The sequence below is a fragment of the Thalassovita sp. ABM4_323 genome (genome assembly GCF_056158665.1).
This window is the reverse complement of record NZ_JBSWTS010000007.1, coordinates 2,982,712-3,002,603: the sequence shown is the minus strand read 5'-3', so window position 1 is coordinate 3,002,603 and position 19,892 is coordinate 2,982,712. Positions and strand designations below refer to the sequence as shown.

25 protein-coding genes are annotated in these 19,892 nt (G+C 56.8%); 9 read left to right on the top strand and 16 right to left on the bottom strand.

The window, feature by feature from the left end:
* Positions 1–3: 3 nt before the first annotated feature.
* The 3 genes from ACXADQ_RS17280 to ACXADQ_RS17270 all read right to left on the bottom strand — a co-directional run bounded on the left by ACXADQ_RS17280 (position 4) and on the right by ACXADQ_RS17270 (position 1,560).
* Positions 4–447, bottom strand: coding sequence for a hypothetical protein (locus tag ACXADQ_RS17280; protein WP_475323870.1), 444 nt, complete (start codon positions 445–447; stop codon positions 4–6).
* Between the two features lie 309 nt (positions 448–756).
* The gene (locus ACXADQ_RS17275) at positions 757–942 is read right to left on the bottom strand and encodes a hypothetical protein (RefSeq protein ID WP_475323866.1); all 186 of its coding nucleotides are present in this window, start codon (positions 940–942) and stop codon (positions 757–759) included.
* Between the two features lie 33 nt (positions 943–975).
* Entirely contained in the window at positions 976–1,560 is a 585-nt protein-coding gene (locus ACXADQ_RS17270; RefSeq protein ID WP_475323863.1) for a hypothetical protein, read from the bottom strand.
* A gap of 48 nt (positions 1,561–1,608) precedes the next feature.
* Between ACXADQ_RS17270 and ACXADQ_RS17265 the strand changes: the two genes are divergently transcribed.
* The 4 genes from ACXADQ_RS17265 (at position 1,609) to ACXADQ_RS17250 (ending at position 4,242) form a co-directional block, all read left to right on the top strand.
* Positions 1,609–2,274 (top strand): type VI secretion system-associated protein TagO, encoded by a 666-nt coding sequence (locus ACXADQ_RS17265; RefSeq protein WP_475323859.1) that lies wholly within the window; start codon positions 1,609–1,611, stop codon positions 2,272–2,274.
* 17 nt (positions 2,275–2,291) lie between these two features.
* On the top strand, positions 2,292–2,741 hold the full coding sequence (locus ACXADQ_RS17260) for a hypothetical protein (protein ID WP_475323856.1): 450 nt from the start codon (positions 2,292–2,294) through the stop codon (positions 2,739–2,741).
* Positions 2,742–2,756: 15 nt separating this feature from the next.
* Positions 2,757–3,635 carry an endonuclease domain-containing protein gene (locus ACXADQ_RS17255; RefSeq protein ID WP_475323854.1) on the top strand — a complete coding sequence of 293 codons (879 nt, stop codon included), beginning with the start codon at positions 2,757–2,759 and terminating at the stop codon, positions 3,633–3,635.
* 70 nt (positions 3,636–3,705) lie between these two features.
* Positions 3,706–4,242: a hypothetical protein gene (locus ACXADQ_RS17250; protein ID WP_475323851.1), complete on the top strand. Its 537-nt coding sequence runs from the start codon at positions 3,706–3,708 to the stop codon at positions 4,240–4,242.
* 746 nt (positions 4,243–4,988) lie between these two features.
* Here ACXADQ_RS17250 and ACXADQ_RS17245 read toward each other — a convergent pair.
* On the bottom strand, positions 4,989–5,588 hold the full coding sequence (locus ACXADQ_RS17245; protein ID WP_475323847.1) for a recombinase family protein: 600 nt from the start codon (positions 5,586–5,588) through the stop codon (positions 4,989–4,991).
* Between the two features lie 190 nt (positions 5,589–5,778).
* Here ACXADQ_RS17245 and ACXADQ_RS17240 point away from each other — a divergent pair, with 190 nt between their 5' ends.
* A complete protein-coding gene (locus ACXADQ_RS17240; RefSeq protein WP_475323843.1) occupies positions 5,779–6,018 on the top strand; it encodes a hypothetical protein in 240 nt (79 codons plus the stop codon).
* Between the two features lie 238 nt (positions 6,019–6,256).
* Here ACXADQ_RS17240 and ACXADQ_RS17235 read toward each other — a convergent pair whose 3' ends face one another.
* The 8 genes from ACXADQ_RS17235 to ACXADQ_RS17200 all read right to left on the bottom strand — a co-directional run bounded on the left by ACXADQ_RS17235 (position 6,257) and on the right by ACXADQ_RS17200 (position 12,884).
* On the bottom strand, positions 6,257–6,943 hold the full coding sequence (locus ACXADQ_RS17235; RefSeq protein WP_475323839.1) for a hypothetical protein: 687 nt from the start codon (positions 6,941–6,943) through the stop codon (positions 6,257–6,259).
* A 744-nt stretch (positions 6,944–7,687) separates the two neighbouring features.
* A complete protein-coding gene (locus ACXADQ_RS17230; protein ID WP_475323835.1) occupies positions 7,688–10,279 on the bottom strand; it encodes a hypothetical protein in 2,592 nt (863 codons plus the stop codon).
* A 369-nt stretch (positions 10,280–10,648) separates the two neighbouring features.
* Positions 10,649–10,984 (bottom strand): hypothetical protein, encoded by a 336-nt coding sequence (locus ACXADQ_RS17225; protein ID WP_475323831.1) that lies wholly within the window; start codon positions 10,982–10,984, stop codon positions 10,649–10,651.
* Positions 10,985–11,158: 174 nt separating this feature from the next.
* Positions 11,159–11,452, bottom strand: coding sequence for a hypothetical protein (locus ACXADQ_RS17220; protein WP_475323827.1), 294 nt, complete (start codon positions 11,450–11,452; stop codon positions 11,159–11,161).
* Entirely contained in the window at positions 11,449–11,934 is a 486-nt protein-coding gene (locus ACXADQ_RS17215) for a hypothetical protein (protein ID WP_475323822.1), read from the bottom strand. Before ACXADQ_RS17215 ends, ACXADQ_RS17220 begins: the two co-directional genes overlap by 4 nt.
* Entirely contained in the window at positions 11,921–12,103 is a 183-nt protein-coding gene (locus ACXADQ_RS17210) for a hypothetical protein (protein WP_475323819.1), read from the bottom strand. Before ACXADQ_RS17210 ends, ACXADQ_RS17215 begins: the two co-directional genes overlap by 14 nt.
* Positions 12,103–12,363 (bottom strand): hypothetical protein, encoded by a 261-nt coding sequence (locus tag ACXADQ_RS17205; RefSeq protein ID WP_475323816.1) that lies wholly within the window; start codon positions 12,361–12,363, stop codon positions 12,103–12,105. Before ACXADQ_RS17205 ends, ACXADQ_RS17210 begins: the two co-directional genes overlap by 1 nt.
* The gene (locus ACXADQ_RS17200) at positions 12,360–12,884 is read right to left on the bottom strand and encodes a hypothetical protein (protein ID WP_475323812.1); all 525 of its coding nucleotides are present in this window, start codon (positions 12,882–12,884) and stop codon (positions 12,360–12,362) included. Before ACXADQ_RS17200 ends, ACXADQ_RS17205 begins: the two co-directional genes overlap by 4 nt.
* 264 nt (positions 12,885–13,148) lie before the next feature.
* Between ACXADQ_RS17200 and ACXADQ_RS17195 the strand changes: the two genes are divergently transcribed.
* Entirely contained in the window at positions 13,149–13,409 is a 261-nt protein-coding gene (locus tag ACXADQ_RS17195) for a pyocin activator PrtN family protein (protein ID WP_475323809.1), read from the top strand.
* Here ACXADQ_RS17195 and ACXADQ_RS17190 read toward each other — a convergent pair.
* Entirely contained in the window at positions 13,406–14,518 is a 1,113-nt protein-coding gene (locus ACXADQ_RS17190) for a tyrosine-type recombinase/integrase (protein WP_475323806.1), read from the bottom strand. The two genes, ACXADQ_RS17195 and ACXADQ_RS17190, sit on opposite strands and share 4 nt — an antisense overlap.
* A gap of 102 nt (positions 14,519–14,620) precedes the next feature.
* Here ACXADQ_RS17190 and dusA point away from each other — a divergent pair, with 102 nt between their 5' ends.
* Entirely contained in the window at positions 14,621–15,634 is a 1,014-nt protein-coding gene (gene dusA, locus ACXADQ_RS17185; protein ID WP_475323801.1) for a tRNA dihydrouridine(20/20a) synthase DusA, read from the top strand.
* A gap of 67 nt (positions 15,635–15,701) precedes the next feature.
* A complete protein-coding gene (locus ACXADQ_RS17180) occupies positions 15,702–16,523 on the top strand; it encodes a sulfite exporter TauE/SafE family protein (protein ID WP_475323796.1) in 822 nt (273 codons plus the stop codon).
* On the opposite strand, the gene ACXADQ_RS17175 is transcribed toward ACXADQ_RS17180, so the two are convergent.
* Genes ACXADQ_RS17175 through ccmI form a run of 3 tightly spaced genes read right to left on the bottom strand, consistent with a single transcriptional unit; the run spans position 16,520 to position 18,452 of the window.
* Positions 16,520–16,750 carry a DUF1289 domain-containing protein gene (locus tag ACXADQ_RS17175; RefSeq protein WP_475323794.1) on the bottom strand — a complete coding sequence of 77 codons (231 nt, stop codon included), beginning with the start codon at positions 16,748–16,750 and terminating at the stop codon, positions 16,520–16,522. The two genes, ACXADQ_RS17180 and ACXADQ_RS17175, sit on opposite strands and share 4 nt — an antisense overlap.
* A complete protein-coding gene (ruvX, locus tag ACXADQ_RS17170) occupies positions 16,747–17,223 on the bottom strand; it encodes a Holliday junction resolvase RuvX (RefSeq protein WP_475323791.1) in 477 nt (158 codons plus the stop codon). Before ruvX ends, ACXADQ_RS17175 begins: the two co-directional genes overlap by 4 nt.
* Complete coding sequence (gene ccmI, locus ACXADQ_RS17165; protein WP_475323788.1) at positions 17,223–18,452, bottom strand: c-type cytochrome biogenesis protein CcmI; 1,230 nt, start codon at positions 18,450–18,452, stop codon at positions 17,223–17,225. The genes ruvX and ccmI overlap by 1 nt, the downstream gene beginning before the upstream one ends.
* 189 nt (positions 18,453–18,641) lie before the next feature.
* On the opposite strand from ccmI, the gene ACXADQ_RS17160 reads away from it, so the two are divergent.
* The gene (locus ACXADQ_RS17160; RefSeq protein WP_475323784.1) at positions 18,642–19,886 is read left to right on the top strand and encodes a sarcosine oxidase subunit beta family protein; all 1,245 of its coding nucleotides are present in this window, start codon (positions 18,642–18,644) and stop codon (positions 19,884–19,886) included.
* Positions 19,887–19,892 lie beyond the last annotated feature (6 nt).

The window sequence follows — 19,892 nt, the reverse complement described above, 5'->3', positions numbered from 1 at the left end:
GCCTCATGCGGGACGGGACAAGGCGAAAACCGCTCCAAGGTGCGAAAGGTAGTTGCTGACGGTCGATGGCGTCCGGCTGGTTCCGATTTCCTTGGCGAAGGCCACGATGTCATGGCTCTGGATGTCGCTGCAGTCCATATCTGCGATGTCGTATTCAAGTATCGAGCGCAACACCTGCGCTTTGGTGCGGCCAATCTGTTTGACGCTTTCGCGCGTGTAGCGTTCGATAGCGTCGGCAAGGGTGCGCCCGCGATTGCGGATCGATGACAGATCGTCGCCGGCGGCGTCGATTTCCTTCATCCGTTTCTTCAGCCATGCGCTGGCCGCGCTTTTCCGGCCGAAGCTTCGGGCCTCTCTATGTGCCCATTTCCCTTTTCTTTTGATGGCGATCTGTGCGAGTTGGGCGGTGCTGCCATCCTTGCGTTTGCGTTCGATGATGTGGGCCACGGCGGAACAACTTTTTGGTGATTCGGAACATCTTTAGTTGTTCCAATAGCACATAATAGGCAAAAACAAGCCAAAATCAGAACAACTCGGACACTTGGGCTAGTGCAAAATATTGAGAAAAACACAATAAAAACAAACACTAGAAGGGCTGCAAGGTTGTCGGTTGCCCCGATGATGGATGGGATTTGCAGATAGAAAAACGACGCTGCAACAGTAACTTACTGTGGGGTGATTTGTCCGAGTCATACACAAGTCATGCAAGGGCGCGTATAACTGCAACCTAGTTGCCGCGCTGCCTATTGTCGGGCGTCAGCCCGATTGCTTTTCAATCCAAGCCTGTGCCTCAGCTTCCGACTTGAACGCTAGGTCAGCGTTCCGGTGCACCCTCTCTTCGCCATCTACCTCGAAGACTTCCCAGACCTCAAAGAATACTGACTCGACCCCGTCAGGGGCCTTGATGTTCGCCATGCGTTTGATCTCATATTGCGCAGTCATTTTTTGGTTTCTCCTGACCTCGAATAGCCTCGGTTACTTGATCTCGACGGTACGTAGCACCCACTGAGGGTTCACGGCCTCGTTTAGCACAGCCATCGCCTTGTTCGTGTCGCCGAGAAGAGAGCCATTAAACGGAAGGGCGACCCTGCGGCCTGTATCGTAGTAGGTGAGAGCATCGGCAAACTGCCTTAGGAGGGCGATTGGATTTTGACCGCGACCTTCAACACCCCAAACAAACTGGCAACCGATTGCACGAATGTCATCTTCTGAAATGCGAAATAGACCCTCGCCTGCATCGGCCAATACCAGTGACCCAAACTCGCCAGTAGTGATGCGTCCGATAATGAACAGAATTCGGGACGCTGCGGCGACAGTTACTTCGCCGGGGTATTCCAGAACATCAATCCATAGCTCGCCGGGTTTAACTTCAATATCGAACTTGATGCCTTCGGCTGTCGGAAAAGTTGCAAGGAAATCACTCAAATCAGAAACAGCAACCGAATTCGGCTCATGTTCGGGCAAAGTTCCGGGCCAGTAATTTGAACCGCATCCGTTAGCCAATGCACTACTGGCGCAAAACATCACGGCCAGCGCGGTTATCCCCAAAAATTTCTTCATCTTGTCTTCCTTTCACCACACCGATGCGGCAATACTTTCAATCAGAACGTGTTCTGTTTATGGAGATTTTTAGTTTTGAGGAAGAGGTTTTTCATTTCGCTGGTTGGGGCAGTCGCCGCTTGTGCCACAGCAGTTTTTGGACAAGATTCAGCAGGCGCTTGCACGGCTATCAACGAGGATTTGGCGCGGCTGGCGTGTTATGACCGCGCACTTGGGCGTTCCCCGACGCCAGACCCAACGCCCGCGACGCATTGGCGGGTTAGGTCTACCAAGTCAGATTTCACTGATCAAACGGATGTATATATCTCAACCGTTGCGGAAGGCCCGTTGCAATGCAGCTATCGCAACACCCCTTCGCTGTATGTTCGCTGTCTCGAAGGCAAAACCAATGTGTTCATTTCTCATGGTTGCTATGCTCCCCCTGACCGTGATTCAGGGCAGATAGAAGTCCAGCTTCGCATTGACGATGAACCAACCAGCACCAAACGGCTGTATACGACAACCGATGACAAAGGTTTCGGCTGGTGGGATTACAATGGCGCAATGAGCACGATCCGTAATACGCTCCTCGATCACGATACCTTGGTTGTGCGGTTCTCGCCATATCGGGAAGCTCCACAAATCGCGCGCTTCAACATTTCCGGTCTTCGGGAAGTCATGAAGACAACCGAACCGTCCTGCGTCTGGGGCGATTTGGAACGACCAACAGAATAAGTTTTAGGTGGTATTGTATGAAACGATTTTTCCCGACGGTCGCGACAATCAGCGTATTGTTATCAGCCCCGGCGCAAGCTGACTTCATAGACACGCGCTGGTCGGTTGTCGGGTTCACAGGCGAAGCGTGGTTCATCAACCCGCAAAGCGTCATTGGTCAGTCTCAGACCTTCAATCGTGGATATGCGGAAGGCGTGTTCTACAACTGCGACTATGCCGGTCAGTCTTCATCCTATACCCGGTATGAAAATGACGCCTTTTTCGCAAACTCTGAATTCGAATTGTTCTTGCCATTACGCGAGGAAATGACGCTTAGCAGCGAAACCCTATTTGTTCATCGGATCACTTGCGAGGGCGGCGGCAACCCGGCCAAGCGGCGCGTGATGTATCCATTTGTAACGAACGAGACGCGAAAGTCCGCTTGGTATCTGTTCGAAGGCGGGGTTTTCTCGCTCTACAACCCGTGATCTGAAAGAGCGTTTATGAACCTCCCCTTTCGGTTTCTCGCAGTAATCGTGTGTTTTCTCGTCGGGTTTGTCTTTCCCATCAGCTTTGGGCTTGCTGCTCTTATTGCATGGTCAATCTACGAAGACCTGACAGAACCTGTCAGCAACGAACCACCGCGCCCTAACAAACTTGTGACGCTGACAGAAGAGGACGAGGAATGGCCACGGCTATTCCGGCTCGCCTGTGAGTCCCCTGCCGAAGTGGCCTTCTTAGATGCGATGGTTTCCGCCTTCGACCTCAAGCCCGACAAAGGGCGTCTTTCTGGCGGTGGATTGACGTTGCAAATGCAGGTTCCAGTAGCGAGCTACCGTCTGGATTTCCTTGTTGACAAGGGGTTGGTGGTCGAAGTGGACGGCGCACGATGGCATTCATCACCGGAAGCCATTGAGCGCGACACCGAAAGGGACAAGGTGCTGAGGTCCAAAGGCTATGAGGTCTTACGCATTCCGGCAAAGACCACTCTTTACAAGCCGGATGAAGCCATTGCGCTGGTGCGGCAAACACGAACTGAATGGTTGGCCCGAAAAGCTCAGGCGCGTGCGTTACGAGCGCGCGAGCAAGGGCAGAAAGCTAATGAGACGAGTTGCAAAGCGCAGGATGAAAGGGCCAATACTGGTTTTTCTCAACTGCTTGCTTCCGCAGAAACCGGGCTTGATCGGTTTTCCCAAGGGGTCAACAAGTTCAATGAACAACTGGACCAATTCAATAAACGCGCAGAGGCGTGGAAGGAAGAGGATCGTGCAAGGGTACAAAAACAATCCGAAGAAAAGCTAAAGCGCATTCAGGAGGAATTGGACGCAGACCCTGAACTCCGAAAAATCTACGATGAGCTAATTGAGAAGATGAAATCTTGAGTGCTTGAGTTAACCCCGCACGATTGCAGATAGCGCAAATTGTTTTCGAAAGTTGAGGAAGGAAAATTGAATGGGTATTAATCGTTACGGTGCGGTGCGCGAAATCTTAAAGCTGTTTGAATTCGTTGGTTGGGGTGTCACGGGTATCGGTGGACTTCTTATGGTCGCAGGTCTTGCCAACGGCAGTTTACCATACTTCCCAACGCCCTCTGACCCGACCGCTACAGACCGATTGATTGCAGCGATTCCGGGATTGCTCTTGTTAGAAGGCGGATTGATCCACGTCGTTTTGGTCAAGGTTGGGCTGGCAAACATTGATACTGCCGAAATGACAAAAGAGTTGCTGGATATCGCTCGCAAACCTACACCGGTTGTGGTGTATACGCCGAAGACACCAGCCACCCGGCAGCCCGCCAAGTCTGCCTCCGCCGCTCAGAAACAATCCACTCCCGAAAAACCAACAAAAGAAGGCCAACAAGTTTACGTTGAAACATACGGCGGACAACCTATCTATCAGCGCTACAATGGGCACTATGTGGGCGACAAATGGTTCGCGGGTGTCAAGCAAGCACGCGCCTACATTGATGAATTGGCTAAGGAAAACTAACCCGCCAAAGCATTGGTCAGGTTGCCCCGCGAATGCGAGCGGCGGTCGCACGGTCCAGCGAGCGCGTTGCCACTTCCATCAAAACCTTATCATCGCAGTCGCGTGCAACGTCCGCGATTGCCTGCCTCAAGGCTTGAAGCTCTGCGTGCATCTTGTTCAGTTTGTCTTTCGTCGCTTGGTCGATTGCGGGGGAGGTGAAGTGTTGTTCTGTCATTGCCCTAGGATACCACAAGCGGCGGTCGCGCCGAAGTGAGCGGCGGTTGTAACACTGGCCGAAATTTTGGAATCTACAGAATGCAAGGTAAGGAGGGCGAACATTGCGGCTATGCTGCAACGGGTCCCTTGCAACGCTGCAACAATTCGATCCGGTGCACCCGTACAGCAACTGCGCGCGCCGGGCGGCGGGAGGGGGATACCCCCTTGTGGTTCCATTTGGCCTTTCTGAGGGCCATACAGCGCTTTCACGATACTTGACCGCTTGCGGCGAGACAGGCGCTCAGCGTGGCGCTGCGCGCCCCTACAGGCACACCACCGCCGGGGCGGCTCAGGCGTCACCAATAAACCACCAAACCTCCAACTAACCGCCCGCTGACGCGGGCACCACCAACACACCACCCGCCATATCTAAGACCAAAGAACCCACTCAGACCACTGCTGAGCGGGCTTGGCGGGCTGGTTGCTTTGTATGGTTGAAGGTGGGCGACTGGCCTGCGTAGCGGGCGTGTGCGGGCTGCTGGGGTGACAGGTTAGGCCGCGTTTTTTGCGTCAGCGAGGATGCGATAGACAGACGCGACACCGATGCCCAATTGCTTAGCGATTTCGGGGGCTTTGAAGCCTCGTTCTTTCAGTGCCAGAACCTCTGGCGTCTTGGCGCGGGCGGTCGGTTGGCGTCCTTTATACTTCCCGTCTTTCTTTGCTTTTGCAATGCCGATAGCCCGACGTTCTGCAAACCGGTCTTTCTCAAATTGCCCAATGGCTGCAAGGACATGGAAATGAAGGCTCTGCGCGGCATCCGTGGGGTCTAAGGGGCTGTTGCTTATGTCGTGTAAGGTGAACTGTACCCCGTGCCGGTAGGCCCGCTTGACGGTCTTGATAGCGTGTTCAATGTCCCGGAATGCCCGATCCATTTTCGTAATGTGTATGTTGACGGGTGCGCCGGTTTGTTCCGCTCGGTCCATTGCCTGTTCGATCATATCTTCGAACACGGGTCGATGATGGCCTGCGCTGGCTTGTTCTTGAAATATATTGATGGCACCGACACGCGTCAGCGTGTCCGATTGGTGTTCCCAAGTTGCGGCCTGCCGCTCTGCATTGGTGCTGATGCGAGCGTATCCCCAATGTTCCATTCTAAGCACTCCATTACCACATGATTCTAAACCCAATGATAGGCTATCACATGGATGGAGTCACGGCTTATATGATAGACAATCGGGTCAATTATCAGGTCTATTTGGATACGTACCTATTGATAGTGGGTTTGGCGATAGAAGGGGCGGTTTGCCGCGACAAGGGCGTCTCCTTTGATCATTCGCTTAGTTGCTGTTTGCACCCGTCAGGGTGTCGGCTACCGGCGGCGTTCTGGCGGGGGGGCTTGTTGGTTTGGTCGTGCCAGAAAAAACGGAATTGAATCGTGTCAGAATGAAAAAATGGCAGATCATGATAAGTGGTTTGGAATGTCGCACCCAAAGCAAAATGAGCAATCATCAAGATTCCAAAATGGCCCGCCGTCAAGTCAAAAAGAGAACAATTCAAGAACAAAGCGGTGGGGAAATCTGAAACGAAAAAGATTCCGTCGCGGGCGCGTGAGCGCCCAGCGTTCGGCGGATTCTATCAGATTTCGTGGAACGCGCGTTTAGGGCAGCGTGGGCTGGGAAAATCAACTATGGTTGGCGATTGCGGTATTTCAGGTGGTGGCGTGCTGGCAAGGTGTGTATCCAGAATGGCTGTTTATTCTTGCCAGCGGTGTTAACGGGGTACGCCTGCCCGTCTCTTGGTTGGGCAGGCGCAAGTCTTGTCACTCGGCAGCGGGGCGTTCCGGTTCGTCGCCGGGGTCGTACCAATCGTCGTTGATTGCGCCCCCAACCGACATGTCGGCTTCGAAAAAGCACGTATGACCAGCAACGCGATCCAAGGTGATGATCGCTGACATGTTGATAGTATCACCAGCAAACATTTTATCCGGGTCACTGCTCCCGGAATACGTCCCGGTTGCTTCGATACTCATCCCTTCTGAATTGCGGCTCACAACGGCTTCCTCGAAATACGCTTCCTCGAAGTAGGCGTTGGTTTCAGCCATCACACCTGAAAGCTGTTCGGAAACCTCGTAGTCATGTTCCGGCAAGTAGACTTCGAGCACGTAATTTTCCACAAACTCGTACAGCCAAAGCTTCCCACCAAACCAGTCTTCGTCCACCAAGTGGTCGGACAAGATGCGGGCAAGCTCGTAAGCCGAAGGAAGGTTCGACGGCAGATCGTTCAAGCGGTCGATACGCCACGTGATACGATCAACGTCCGGCACCATTACAAACGCCTCTTCGATCTTCGAAAGCGGGAATTCGGTTTCGGCGATCTGCGCAGCATGGCTCTTGTAGCCGAAGAATGCCGCCACGATTTCACGGGCATGAGACGCTTTCAGCTTCTGCCCGTAGTCGGACTCGTGAACGCCGCGCAGATGATCTGCACACAGTTTCGAAATGGACATGGATTACTCCTGTTCCTTGCGGGGCTTCGTCAGTGTCGAAGAGCGTTTAACCGCCACCGTGCCCGCAATTCGCAGAGAGTTGAGGTTTAGTAGCTTTGCAGTCTGCCGTCTTTTTGGTCGCTCTTAGCCAAGGCGAACGGCTCCTGCCAACAACATAGGTGGCATTGGTTAGTGGTTCAAGAACGAAGCGTTCGGAAGTGGCAGGTAGTGCAAACCCCTGTCTAAAGGACTTGCGGACTTGCAGTGGGCTTTGCGGGCTTGTTGCGGGCATACGCCCGCAAGAATTACTCGATTAATTACAGCATGTTGCCAGAAAAGTGCGGGCTTGCGGGCTTAAATCGGGGTGTTCCGTCCGCACTGGAATATTTTTTTTCGGAATCGCGGCGTCTTCGTGCACGACTCTTTCCCACCTATTGCGAGGGCTGGGGGTGGGGCAGTGTTATGTACCGGTTTTCTGCCTTTTAAAAAACTTTTCTTCTACAGATCAAGAAATCGAAAAGAAGCCCGCAAACGGTATTTTGGAGTCGTAAAAGCCCTTATTTTTAAGGCTTGCGGACTTGCGGGCTTACAAGCCCGCACTAAGCCCGCAAGTCCGCAGTTTCCGGGCACATGTTAGGCTCACGGGCACTTACCCTCGACCGATGACCTACCATCGCAACGTATTGCGCGGCTGACGCCGCAGGAATTCCGCCACAAAAAGAAAAGGCCCCGCTCACGCGGGGCCGTGTCACAGTTGTAGGTTACTCAGCCTTCGACTTCGGTCACCACCAGTTCCCAGTAGTATTGCGAAGGCGACTTAGGGTCCGGTTCTTCTTTGAAGCTAACCGCATAAGGCACGGGTACTTCTTTCATTTCACCGTCTTCGCCGTGGCGCATTTCATACAGCGTCACTTCATAAGCCCCGCGTGCCGCCTCACGAAATTTGTCCTTGATGCCCCGCGCGTGGTTGAATTGCTGATCTTCGCGGTTGTATCCCCAACCATCCAGCAACAGCGGCTTTCCATCATCCGCGACGTTCAATTCCGCCTGCAAGCTGACAACTGTTTCATCCTCCCGCCCGCGAATGGGGCTTGTGCCACCAGCACGGAACAACGTGCCGGGCGGATAGTTCGCCGCAAGGTGCTGCATGAAAACCTCAACGCCGCTGTCGCCGCCAGTTGCGCCATATGAGCGCAAACGCTCTTCGTTTTCGAGGAACCCACGGATACCCGCATCGCGCAGGATACCCCCCATGACACGGCTCCATGATACGAAACTGGCCTTCGGCTGTCCGGCCCAAGGCTCCATACCCTTGGCCACCCAGTTTTGAATCAAAGTCAGAATCGCCCACACAAGTTCGGGGCGATGTTTCTCAACCCACGCAGGCAGGTCGGGGTGGCGGAAATCTTTCGGGTCCCGGTCCTCCGGGTGCGCAAGCTTGGAATCCAGTTCGATCATCACCAAACGCCGCAGGATTTCAGGGGTGCCCTTGATGTTGTTGGCAGCGGCAACCCAAGTAAGCCGCACATCAGCCTCAATCATACGACTTGAACCCAAAAGGCGGGCGCGCACCCGCCCTTCGGTGACGTTTGAGGCGAAGGTGCCCAAGGTGAGCGCGGCGTTCATGTTGTCGAAGAAAACGTATTCCCCGGACTCACTGATATTCGCGCTCATAACCTTGGTATATTCTTCATCGGTCGCGGGCATGGATTCTGCTGCAGCCTTACGCCCGGTTGCCGCCAGTGTGATCGCGCCAACCAATGCCCCCGCGCCGGTCCCCGGCTTGGGTTTCGTCGGAGCATAGACCGGTGTCGGCCCATTGATCAGATCGCGGGCGGCGCGTTCGAGCATCAAGCAAACTGCATGGGCCGCAGACGGCAAGGGTGCGCCCTCATTGCGCAGAAAACGTGCCTCGCGTTCTTCACGATCCGCCACCCCATCAAACGGAAAGTCGCCGATCATTTCAAAGAACAGTTCTTTCGCTTTCGTCATATCTTCGGCACTCGGCACGTCGCTGACCGGCGGCACCTCAAGCCCGCCAAGGTCCAAGTAGGTTTTGGCAGGTTCATCATATCCATGGTCACCAACACGGCGACCATCGTTGGTGAAGAACGGAGCGGATTTCACCTCTTTAAGTTCAGGATATGGTTTGTCAGAACGGTGGAAATTGTGGTCAATCACCGGTTTCGGTGCGAACACCCCACGGCGCTCACCGTCTTGTTTCTCGCGAGCATATTTGTTGACGTTGTTGTTGATGGCGGCGAACTGTTTTTCGCTCAGCATGCGCCGTTGCCTGTTGTGCATGTCGCACACGTCGCCTTCATAGTCATATACGCGTGGGTCGCCGTTCAAATCGGTGGCGCTGGCGAGGTTGTTTTGAGACCAGTCTGCCATGTCGGAGTCCGACCATTCGTTGACGATTGCGATTGAATCCTGTTTGCGCTTCGGCTTGTTCTCCGCAACCACATCACGAACAGCGCGCGCTACCATCTGGCGGGCAGGAACCTTGCCAAGCGCGATTTGCTCGTGCGCCACCAGCCCTTCTACCAGCCGGTTTTGTGCTTGCTCATCGTCTTCCAAATGGTTCCGCTTGATCAGCCCGCGCAAACCGGACTTGAGATTATGCGTTGAAACGGGACCATTGATCTTTTGAAGGTACGAGTCCACCACGCGAAGTTCGGCAGGCAGTTCAGCTTTGGCTTTGCGTTCTGCTTTTTCCGCTTCACGCCGCGCCACCGCTGCCCGCTCGGCATTCAGGACCGCAAATTTTTCCCGATGGAGAATTTGGCGTGCATCAGACCAAGCAAAAAGTCCGCCCTGTTCCTGTTGGCCGGGCCAAGCGTCCCGGTGATCAATTACAAACTGGTCAAGAATTTCGGCTTGATCTGGCAGTGGTTCCCAATCCGCCAGAGGCTCGCTATCAGCGTCGTCCGAGTCTACGCTCAATCCTCCCATTGAGAAAAACTCAGCCTCTACAAGTTCGCGGGCAACGTCGCACCAGACTTCGCGCACGTCATTCTCCGACGGGGCAGAAGCGATCAATTCGCGGGCGCACGCCAAGGCGCTACTAGCAAACTGGCGCGTTTCATCGGTCACTTCGACAAGCGGGATCAAGGGCGGAGGCGCGGGCCGGTCTTTCGGCAATTCGCCAGCACGATATGCGGCACGCTCACGCGCGCCTTCACGCCATTCTGCCAGATCAACAAGCTTTGCGTTCTCGCGCTCGCGTGATTTATAATCAGGATGGTCGGGGGAAAGAGCCGGTTTGGGCGTCAGGTCGAGTGTATCAAAGTCAATCTCGATAGCGCCATATTTGCCCGAAAACACCTCGGGCAGAGATACTACTGTGTTGTTCATTTCTTTCTCGTTTGTGCGACCGAGACCCCCGGTTCTATTGACGTTCTGGCGTCGTTTGGGGTATCAAAGGTCTGTTCAATTTACTGACCCGCCGCGTATCCTTTCTTTCTCGGATACAGCCCGGCAAGGCTAGGCGGGTCACCTTCTTTCTTACCACTTTCGAATCACTAAGTCAGCCCGTTTCGGTCGGCTGATTTTCGGTCAATCCAACTTGTCAAGATAATTTCTCACATGCTAAATTTCCACTGTGGCTTTAATCTCGCCTTATGCCTGTGATTGGCTCGAAATAGGCATCAGTGGCGCGCTTTTTGCAACCGAAACATCATGAATGGTTGTTATTTGGGTTAAACCAATCACGAAAAATCATGGTCAGTAGTCTAAGAATCCAACATGAAGCGCCTGACTGGCCCACCGTGTGGCGTTCTCATTCAGCACCCTGACGGGTGCAGGCTTCATCGCTGCATTGATTGTGGCGTCCACATCGTAACTTTTGCCTAGAACACGACCGATGCGTTCGATTGCTGCCCGCAATTCGCTTTCGTTGTTCACCACATCAAAAGTACCCGCTTCGTAAGAAACAAGGTCAATTGGATATTCGCCAAGCCCTCGGAAAGGGGAGCCATTTGCGCGGTTCAACATTCCGTTCTTATCCAGAATTGCAGTGACTGGATTGTGTCCAGAACCAAGGCCCGATTTACGTGTCATTTGATGTTCCCACTTGCGCGCCGCATCCGGCGACGGTTTTCAGCCGCGCATTTACAGGCGATGCAACGCCCGTCTTGAACGCGGCGCGGCGCGATATGCCCGTTGCGGCACGGCTTGCCGGTGAAATAGAGACGCGAGCCAAGAGCGTGAGCCGCTTCCGGGGTGCCGGGCAATTCATCCATAGTTGGTGATCTCAGCAAGACGTTGCGCTGCACGCAAAAGCAACCCGCCATCGCCAACGGGCTTCACGGGGCCTTTCTGTGCGCTGTCAGGATGTTCTGGCGGCAATTCATCAAGCCACTTTGAAAGCTTGTCCAAACCTGAACTGAGCGTCGAGGCTGTCGCTTCCAAATTTCGCAGACGTGCGTCAATCGTGCGGCTGTCCGCGTCTTCAAGTGCAGCCACGCCAGACTGCAACTCTGCCAAACTGGTGGTGCAGACATACGTCAAAGCTTCGATTTGACTCATGGCTCCATCTCCAAAATGCGGCGCGCCATTGCCTCAACGTCGCCTTCATCGGCGGTCCGCACTGCGCCCGGACTTTCGACCCTTTGCGATACCCTCGAATGCCTCCCCACATGCCGAACAAGGCTTTGCTTGATCGAATTGGCGAGGCGGTCAGCCCCGTGGGCTTTGGCCGCCTTGCTCGCCTGCAAAAGGGCCGAAGAAACGGACTCCATCAACAGTAGAATGGATTGCGGGTCGGTCGAAACTTCGACAGGTGCGGTCGCATCGGCCTTTTGCTTTGCCAGAAAGGCCCGGCGTGCCTCAGTCCGTTTTCCAGCGCGGCTGGACTGTACACGCGCGGCGGGCGACCGCTCAGGGCGCGGGCCGGGGCGGCTTTCAATCCAAGCATCTTGGAAACTCAAACCCTCGATTGCCACCAGCCGCGCAAACATTTCATCGTCTTCCCGTTTCATCGGGACACTGCCGTCCTCAATCGCGCTCATCTTCGATCACCTGAATGATGTGCTCGCGTTCTTCGCTTGTGATATAAGAGTAATCGCCGCCGGGGCCGGTCCAAAGCCAACCGCCGCGCGGGGCCGCTTCAAACATGGAGCGCGGGTCCGCGCCGGTACGGCGCAACTCGGCAAGGATACGTCCAGCAACGCCAGTCATTACACCACCTCGCGCGCGGCGGGCCGCGCCAGTTCGCGCAGTTTCGTTTCATGCAGCGCTCCGAAATGGCGACTGTGCCGATAGAGAAAGCTAACCGCGCTATCAATCGGATAGCCGCGCTCCTGCCATGCAGAGCGGCGCGACCGGACAAACTCCGTGGGGGCTTGCGGCCTGCCTGCAACGCGCAGGAATTTGGAAAAGCTGGGCACGTCCACCCCCATGACTTCGGCCATATCACCGTTTGAGACGTACAGAGTCACAGGCCCAGTTCCCGCGCACGAGCCATTTTCAACGTTGCCGGGAGGCGTTGCAGTTCTTGGAGCGCGGCGGCTTTCTCTGCCGGGCTGAGGGGCTGGCGCGTCGTCTCACCGGGTCCGGGCAGGCGTTGACCCAGTTCCCGTGCGCGTTTCATGCGTTCGATTGGCGAGAGCGCATCAAGCTCAGCCTGCAACGCTGCCTCAGCATCCGCCTTGCGTTTCAGGTCGCCATTTTCATCATTGATAGCTTCCATGATCTCGCGATCTTCACGAGCCTTCTGGAAACTATTCAGCGTCCCTTCGGCCTCAGACCACCAGTCATCGGTAACCCGTTCACCAGTGAGAACATGCAGCCGTACCGCGCTCAGCGCGTACGCATCATCCAGCGTCATCTGAACGCCGCGCTGCGCGGCTTCGCCAATGTATTGCGCCGCAATCTCTTGGGCTTTGAACTTGAGGTCTTCGTTGTTTTCGTCGCTCAGCATTTTCTTGAACGACGACAGGTTGTCGATTGCCATTTTCATGTATCCGATGTGTGGGAAAATTTTTCTCTTGACACATCATATACCACAAAAGCGAATCACTTACAAATGTGGACGGTCGCGCTTGGTTGCAATCAGGGTTGGTGGGTATAATTTCCCGCCATGCTAAACAAATACAGTAAAAACAGATGGTTAGATGGAATTTATCTTGACTGGATCGGCGCAGATGTTCTATCTAGCAGTCACCGAAACGAAACCGCGCTGCGTTGCGCACAGGAGAGGGACCGTAGGTATGGGAATGTAGACGTGAATACGCTTTGGATGTTGTTGGGCCAGTATGAGAGCCAACCCGTCATTCCTGTTGACGTGGTTGCGCGCGACCATTTCGGGGGCATGAATACGCGCACATTCCTGCGGAAAGTAGATGACGGCAGCATTGCCCTGCCAGTCATGCGCATGGAAGAAAGCCAAAAGAGCGCCAAGGGTGTGTATTTGCATGACCTTGCCGAATACATCGACCGGCGGCGGGCTGACGCCCGCCGGGAGTTCGAAAAGCTACACCATTAAGAAATCGCGTGTCCGTCACTGGCCATTGTGACCACGTCCAGCCACTTCCATCCTTCGTACTTATCTCCGATCTGCCGAACGTGCGTATAGCGATCCAAGCTCTTCATTGACCGGTGCCCCGTAACTGCCGCTAGCTGAGGAACCGTCCGACCAATCTCTGCCAGCCGCGATGTGCCTTCATGGCGCATGTCATGGAAGTGCAAATCCTCAATTCCAAGAACCTGACATGCTTCTGTGAAGCGGCGGCTGATCGAATCCGTATTGAATGGAAAAATACGCGCTTTCTTGCGCGGCATAGCGGCGATGATCTCCGCGCAAGGGTCCGGTAGTTCCACAACGGTGTCTCGCCCGCGCTTGTCACCGGGGTTCTTCATCTTTCGCACCATGACGCGCTTGGCGTCGGGGTCATATTCCTCCCAAGTGATCCGACATATCTCGGCCTGACGGCGGGTACTGAATATGGCCATTGCCAACACGCGGTGCATAGGTATGCAGCGTGGATCGTGGTCCGAAGCACGCACAAAGTGGTCCATAAGCTGATCAAGCTCTTCGAGAGTGGGGCGGCGCTCTCGCTCTTCCGAGTCGGCAATTAGTCCGTGTTTTCGGCAAACGCGCCGGGCATCCTTCATAACCTGTTCGTCTAACGGAAAGCCCCAAAGTGGACGGGCGTCGGAGAAGACAGCCGACAGATGCGCGAAGTAGTTCCCGGCTGTGGAGGGGCTGTTTAGGCCGGGGCGATCATAAAGCGACCGAACGAATTCTACCACATCCGGCGACGTGATTTGGTCGCAACGCATTTCTGCGATTGGGTATTCGTTTCGAATGGTCCGCAAGACCTGAGCTTTGGTCCCGCCAATCTCACGCATGGATTCGGCCAAGTATTTGTCTATGGCATCGCCAAGGGTGACGCGCATTTCACTGCGCTTCTTGGGAGTTCGACCGGCAGCAATCTCCGCGTCTATCTCGCCTTCACGCTTCTTCGCCCACGCTTCGGCGGTCTTGCGTTTGTCAAAGGTCTTCAATTCCTGATATGCAGGGTTTCGTCGCACAATCTGCGCCGTCACGCTGGTTTTGCCGCTCTTCAATGTTCGTTCTCTGAAAGTGGCCATTCTGGTATGACTCCCAATATTCTCGTATGACTCTGAGTCATACCATATGTCGAAACAGGCCAAAATAGGGCAAAATCATACGGAATCGTGTCGGTTAGAAATATGGCAAAAACAACGCAAAACCCAACAAAACAAGGCGTATTGCGCGCTGCGCGACTATCTGTAGCTCCTATGATGGATTGGACGGATCGTCATTGCCGGTATCTGCACCGTCTGCTGTCGGCTGAAACGCTGCTGTATACGGAAATGGTGACCTCGCCGGCCTTGGTACGGGGTGGGGCGCTGCATTTGCTGGATTTCTCGACCGAGGAACATCCCGTGGCCCTGCAGCTGGGTGGCTCGGATCCCGAGGAGCTGGCCAAGGCCGCCAAGTTTGGGGCCGAGGCCGGGTACGACGAGATCAACCTGAACGTTGGCTGCCCCTCGGACCGGGTGCAATCGGGCACGTTTGGCGCGGTGCTGATGCGCCAGCCGAATCTGGTGGCCGATTGCGTGAAGGCCATGCAGGATGCTGTGGATGTCGAGGTGACGGTGAAATGCCGGATCGGCGTGGATGATCAGGACCCCACGCAGGTGCTGCCCGATTTCCTGCAAACCGTCAGCGCGGCGGGGTGCCAGCGGTTCACCATCCATGCGCGCAAGGCTTGGCTGCAGGGGCTGAGCCCCAAAGAAAACCGCGATATCCCACCTCTGGATTACCCCTTGGTGTTGCGGATGAAGGAACAGTTCCCGCATCTGCACCTGTCGATCAATGGCGGTATTACTTCGATTGCGCAGGCGCAGGGATTTCTGCAGGCCGGGCTGGACGGGGTGATGATCGGGCGCGCGGCCTATCATCAGCCGGCCGATATCCTGTGTCAGGCCGATCCGCTGATTTATGGCACCGGGCAGGCCAGCGACCCTGTGCACGCCGTTCTGCAGATGCTGCCCTATATCGAGGCGCATCTGTCTCAGGGTGGAAGGTTGGGCCAGATCACCAAGCACATGCTGGGCTTGTTCGCCGGGCGTCCGGGCGCACGGGCCTGGCGGCGTATCCTGTCCGAGGGCGCGCATAAACCCGGCGCGGGCCCCGAACTGGTGCAACAGGCGCTGGCTCAAATTCCTGCGGCTGCCTGATTTTCCTGTCATTTCGTGTGGCTCTGGGGCTATCTAGGCGCGGGTGAGACATGAAAGGAGCGGCGCGATGGATTTGACCTTGCTGGCCATGATGGTGGTGATGCTGATGGTGATCGGCGCCTTTGCGGGCGTGTTGGCCGGGTTGCTGGGCGTCGGCGGAGGCATCGTGCTGGTGCCCGCGTTTTTCTATGCGTTCCAGACCCTTGGCTATGATGGGCCGCAGCTGATGCAGATCTGTCTGGCCACGTCTTTGGCGACGATCATCGTGACCTCGGTGCGCTCGGTTCTGAGCCACAACAAGAAAGGCGCGGTGGACTGGAGCATCCTGAAAACCTGGGCGCCTGGCATCGCCATCGGCGCAGTGGTGGGTATGTTGACGGTGGCGTCGCTGCGCTCGGCGACGTTGCAGGGCATTTTCGGCGGTCTGGCATTTGTGATCGGGCTGTATATGGGCTTTGGCCGGGCCGACTGGCGGCTGGGTCAGGCGATGCCGAAAGGGCTGTTGCGGATTGTTCTGTCGCCGATGGTTGGGTTTCTTTCGGTCCTGATGGGGATCGGAGGTGGCAGCTTTGGTGTACCGCTGATGAGCCTGTATAACACGCCCATCCACCGAGCGGTGGCAACGGCTGCGGGGTTTGGCGTGATCATCGCGGTGCCCTCGGTGATCGGATTTCTGACGCTGGGGATTGATCCGGCCTATCGTCCGCCACTGACCCTAGGAGCGGTCAATTTGCCAGCTTTCGGCGTGATCATTGCGATGACACTGCTGACCGCGCCTCTGGGGGTTCGTCTGGCCCATGCGATGGACCCCAAACCGCTCAAGCGCGTGTTCGCGTTTTTCCTGATCCTGGTGGCGCTGAATATGCTGCGCAAAACGTTCTGGGGTTAACGCGCCAAACGCGCCGCCCGGCCGCCGCGTCGTTTCTTGACCAGACCTTCGCGTCCGGGCAATTGCGCCATCACCGTACTGCGTTGCGCGTCGCTCAGGCGCGACCATTGGGTGATTTCCTCGATCGAGCGAAAACACCCCGTGCACAGCTTGGCCTGAGGGTGAATGGCGCACAGCTTGACGCAGGGCGATTGGATTTCGTCGCGCTTCCAGACCTCGTCGCTCATGTCGCCGCCCCCATATGGCGCAGCCGATCCAGCGCGCCTTGCAGGATATAGCTGGCCGCGACGTTGTCGATCAGCTCGGCGCGGCGTTTGCGCGAGGTATCGGCCTCCAGCAGCGCACGTTCGGCGGCGACGGTCGACAGGCGTTCATCCCAGAACCCGATGGGCAGGTCTGTCAGCTGCGATAGGTTGCGGGCAAAGGCGCGGGTGGATTGGCAGCGCGGCCCTTCCGAGCCGTCCATATTGCGTGGCAGGCCCAGCAGAATCCCGGTGACATGGCGGTCCTTGGCGATTTCCAACAGACGCGCCGCATCCACGCCGAACTTCTTGCGCTTTACGGTTTCGAGGGGCGTCGCAACCCCGCGCAGCACATCCGACAGCGCCACGCCGATGGTTTTGGTGCCCAGATCCAGCCCCATCAAGGCCCCGTCGCGGGGCAGGGCGCCAGCGTAAGCGTCAAAATCGTCCAGAACCATCAGTTCAGCCCTGCGCGCTCGGCGCCTGCGCGAACGGTGGCCAGCGCCTGCGGGCGATCCTTAAAGACCTGCTGTGCCTCGGTCCAGATGGCCGCGGCGCGCTCGGATTCGCCCATCACGCCATAGGCTGCGATCAGGCGCGCCCATTCCTCGGGCGTGCCGCCCTCGTTGGCCAAACGGTCCGACAGCTGAGCAACCATGCCGCGGATCATGTCCTGACGTTCCTCGGGTGTCATGTCTTGAGCGGCTTGCATGTCCTCAGAGGACGGGCCGGGCATCGCCGGGGCAGCCGCAGGCAGCGTATAGTTCACGATCCCGGCCAGCGCGGCTATTTCTTCGATCTGAGCGCGGATGGGGGCGATCCAGGGTGCGTCGGGCGGACCCTGGCGCAGCAGCGCATCCCAGGTGCGGAAGGCGCGATCAGGCCGCCCGGTCTGCACCAGCATCAGCCCCATGTAATAGCGCGCGGTGGCGTCGCGCGGGTCCAGGTCCAGCGCTGTCAAAAGGGCCTGTTCAGCCTGGGGCGAAACATACCCATTGGTGGCCAGAATCAGCAAATCGGCATAATCCACGTAATCGCCGGCGGTGGCGGTTTCGGCCTTCAGTTCCAGAACGCGGGCCTGGGCCTGATAGGCGGCTTTGTAGTTGCCCAAGGCGGCCTCGTTGCGGGCCAGCAGCATATAGCCTTGCACCTCGTTGGGGCGCGCGGCGACGGCTTTGCGCAGCTTTTCCACCAAGTCCTGATACTCGGGCGAGACATCCCCCATGGCCGGGGTCGGCGGCAATTGCGCCTCCATCTCGGTTTGCGAGGGGCGGTTGGCGTGCAGCTCTTTGGCCATTTCGATCCGCGCCGAGAGCCCCTGATCGCCATATCCCGGCACACCCAGTTTCCAATACAGCCCCAGCGACCCGCCAATCAGCACAAGCCCCAGCACAACGGCCAGACCCTGACCGAGCCCGCGTGGTTGACCCCCGGTCTCGCCACCGGCCTTGACCTGAGCATCCGCCGCCAGAATGCGACGGCCGATTTCGGCCTTTGTGCGCTCGGCGTCCTCGGCATTGATCACACCGCGCGCCAGGTCTTTGTCGACCTCTTTCAATTGGTCGCGATACACGCGCAGGTCATAGGCGGCGGGGGGCTCGGCCCCGGTGCGCCCCTGAACCAAAGCCCGCGCCAGCAGGGCAGCGGCCACAAAAGCCAGAACGCCGGTGATGATCCAAAACAGCATGAGCTCTCCTATTGCTTGGGCAAACATGTATATCCCGCGCCGCATTGGAAAAAGGGCAAACTGACGCAATGGCCCACCATGTCGCAATTGTGACTGAAAACGACGCTTCAAAACGGGGGTGAAACCGTGGCGTGGTCCAGTAAGGTTGGTGACGATCGCAACTCTTGGATTCGAGGTCCGACACCCACGATGAGACGTTATTCCGCCTTTGCCATCGCCCGAGAGGCCGCAAGATACCACACCGGGTGGGCGCGCGCCTGGGCGGCACCCGAACCGAAAAAGAAATACGACGTCATCATCGTCGGGGCTGGCGGGCACGGGCTGGCAACCGCCTATTATCTGGGCAAGAATTTCGGCATCACCAATGTAGCGGTGCTGGAAAAGGGCTGGCTGGGCGGCGGCAACACGGGCCGCAACACCACGATTATCCGGTCGAACTATCTGCAGGATCCCTCGGCCGCGATCTATGAAAAGGCCCGGTCGCTCTATGAAACCATGAGCCAGGACCTGAACTATAACGTGATGTTCAGCCCGCGCGGTGTGATCATGCTGGCCCAGACCCATCACGAAGTTCGCGGCTATCAGCGCACCGCTCATGCCAACGCTTTGCAAGGCGTCGCGACCCAGTTCATCGGCCCGCAAGAGGTCAAGGATCTGGTGCCGATCATCAATATCGCCGGTCCGCGCTATCCTGTGCTGGGCGGGCTGTGGCAGCCCCGTGGCGGCACCGCGCGCCATGATGCGGTGGCCTGGGGCTATGCGCGGGCGTGCTCGGATATGGGGATGGACATCATCCAGCAATGCGAGGTCACCGGCGTGCGCCGCGAGGGCGACAAGGTTGTCGGCGTGGACACCACCAAGGGCGCGATTGACTGCGATAAGCTGGGGATCGTCGTGGCCGGGCACTCGGGCGTGATGGCCGATCTGGCGGGTTTCCGTCTGCCGATTGAATCGCTGGCGCTGCAGGCGCTGGTGTCCGAACCCATCAAACCCTGCATGGACGTGGTGGTGATGGCCAACACCGTGCATGGCTACATGAGCCAATCGGACAAGGGCGAGATGGTCATCGGTGGGGGCACCGACGGCTATAACAACTATACCCAGCGCGGCAGTTTCCATCATATCGAGGAAACGGTCCGCGCCCTGATCGAGACCTTCCCGATGATCAGCCGCCTGAAGATGCTGCGCCAATGGGGCGGGATCGTGGATATGACCGGGGATCGCTCGCCCATCATCTCGAAAACGCCGGTAGACGGGATTTTCGTCAACTGCGGCTGGGGCACGGGCGGGTTCAAGGCCATTCCGGGCTCGGGCTGGGCGATGGCGGAACTGATGGCCAAGGGGCATTCGCCGCTGGCCGACGAGTTCGGGCTGAATTGTTTCGCCGAGGGCCGGTTCATTGATGAAAGCGTTGCAGCAGGGGTGGCTCACTGATGAAAA

What these genes read in the sequence shown, in the direction of transcription:
- ACXADQ_RS17215 (WP_475323822.1), bottom strand. Translation starts at nt 11,934, where the DNA reads ATGAGCGCGATTGAGGACGGCAGTGTCCCGATGAAACGGGAAGACGAT.
- ACXADQ_RS17160 (WP_475323784.1), top strand. Translation starts at nt 18,642, where the DNA reads ATGAGACGTTATTCCGCCTTTGCCATCGCCCGAGAGGCCGCAAGATAC.
- ccmI (WP_475323788.1), bottom strand. Translation starts at nt 18,452, where the DNA reads ATGCTGTTTTGGATCATCACCGGCGTTCTGGCTTTTGTGGCCGCTGCC.
- ACXADQ_RS17250 (WP_475323851.1), top strand. Translation starts at nt 3,706, where the DNA reads ATGGGTATTAATCGTTACGGTGCGGTGCGCGAAATCTTAAAGCTGTTT.
- ACXADQ_RS17180 (WP_475323796.1), top strand. Translation starts at nt 15,702, where the DNA reads ATGGATTTGACCTTGCTGGCCATGATGGTGGTGATGCTGATGGTGATC.
- ACXADQ_RS17220 (WP_475323827.1), bottom strand. Translation starts at nt 11,452, where the DNA reads ATGAGTCAAATCGAAGCTTTGACGTATGTCTGCACCACCAGTTTGGCA.
- ACXADQ_RS17275 (WP_475323866.1), bottom strand. Translation starts at nt 942, where the DNA reads ATGACTGCGCAATATGAGATCAAACGCATGGCGAACATCAAGGCCCCT.
- ACXADQ_RS17175 (WP_475323794.1), bottom strand. Translation starts at nt 16,750, where the DNA reads ATGAGCGACGAGGTCTGGAAGCGCGACGAAATCCAATCGCCCTGCGTC.
- ACXADQ_RS17270 (WP_475323863.1), bottom strand. Translation starts at nt 1,560, where the DNA reads ATGAAGAAATTTTTGGGGATAACCGCGCTGGCCGTGATGTTTTGCGCC.
- ACXADQ_RS17225 (WP_475323831.1), bottom strand. Translation starts at nt 10,984, where the DNA reads ATGACACGTAAATCGGGCCTTGGTTCTGGACACAATCCAGTCACTGCA.
- ACXADQ_RS17210 (WP_475323819.1), bottom strand. Translation starts at nt 12,103, where the DNA reads ATGACTGGCGTTGCTGGACGTATCCTTGCCGAGTTGCGCCGTACCGGC.
- ruvX (WP_475323791.1), bottom strand. Translation starts at nt 17,223, where the DNA reads ATGGTTCTGGACGATTTTGACGCTTACGCTGGCGCCCTGCCCCGCGAC.
- ACXADQ_RS17200 (WP_475323812.1), bottom strand. Translation starts at nt 12,884, where the DNA reads ATGAAAATGGCAATCGACAACCTGTCGTCGTTCAAGAAAATGCTGAGC.
- ACXADQ_RS17255 (WP_475323854.1), top strand. Translation starts at nt 2,757, where the DNA reads ATGAACCTCCCCTTTCGGTTTCTCGCAGTAATCGTGTGTTTTCTCGTC.
- ACXADQ_RS17235 (WP_475323839.1), bottom strand. Translation starts at nt 6,943, where the DNA reads ATGTCCATTTCGAAACTGTGTGCAGATCATCTGCGCGGCGTTCACGAG.
- ACXADQ_RS17190 (WP_475323806.1), bottom strand. Translation starts at nt 14,518, where the DNA reads ATGGCCACTTTCAGAGAACGAACATTGAAGAGCGGCAAAACCAGCGTG.
- ACXADQ_RS17230 (WP_475323835.1), bottom strand. Translation starts at nt 10,279, where the DNA reads ATGAACAACACAGTAGTATCTCTGCCCGAGGTGTTTTCGGGCAAATAT.
- ACXADQ_RS17245 (WP_475323847.1), bottom strand. Translation starts at nt 5,588, where the DNA reads ATGGAACATTGGGGATACGCTCGCATCAGCACCAATGCAGAGCGGCAG.
- ACXADQ_RS17260 (WP_475323856.1), top strand. Translation starts at nt 2,292, where the DNA reads ATGAAACGATTTTTCCCGACGGTCGCGACAATCAGCGTATTGTTATCA.
- dusA (WP_475323801.1), top strand. Translation starts at nt 14,621, where the DNA reads ATGGCAAAAACAACGCAAAACCCAACAAAACAAGGCGTATTGCGCGCT.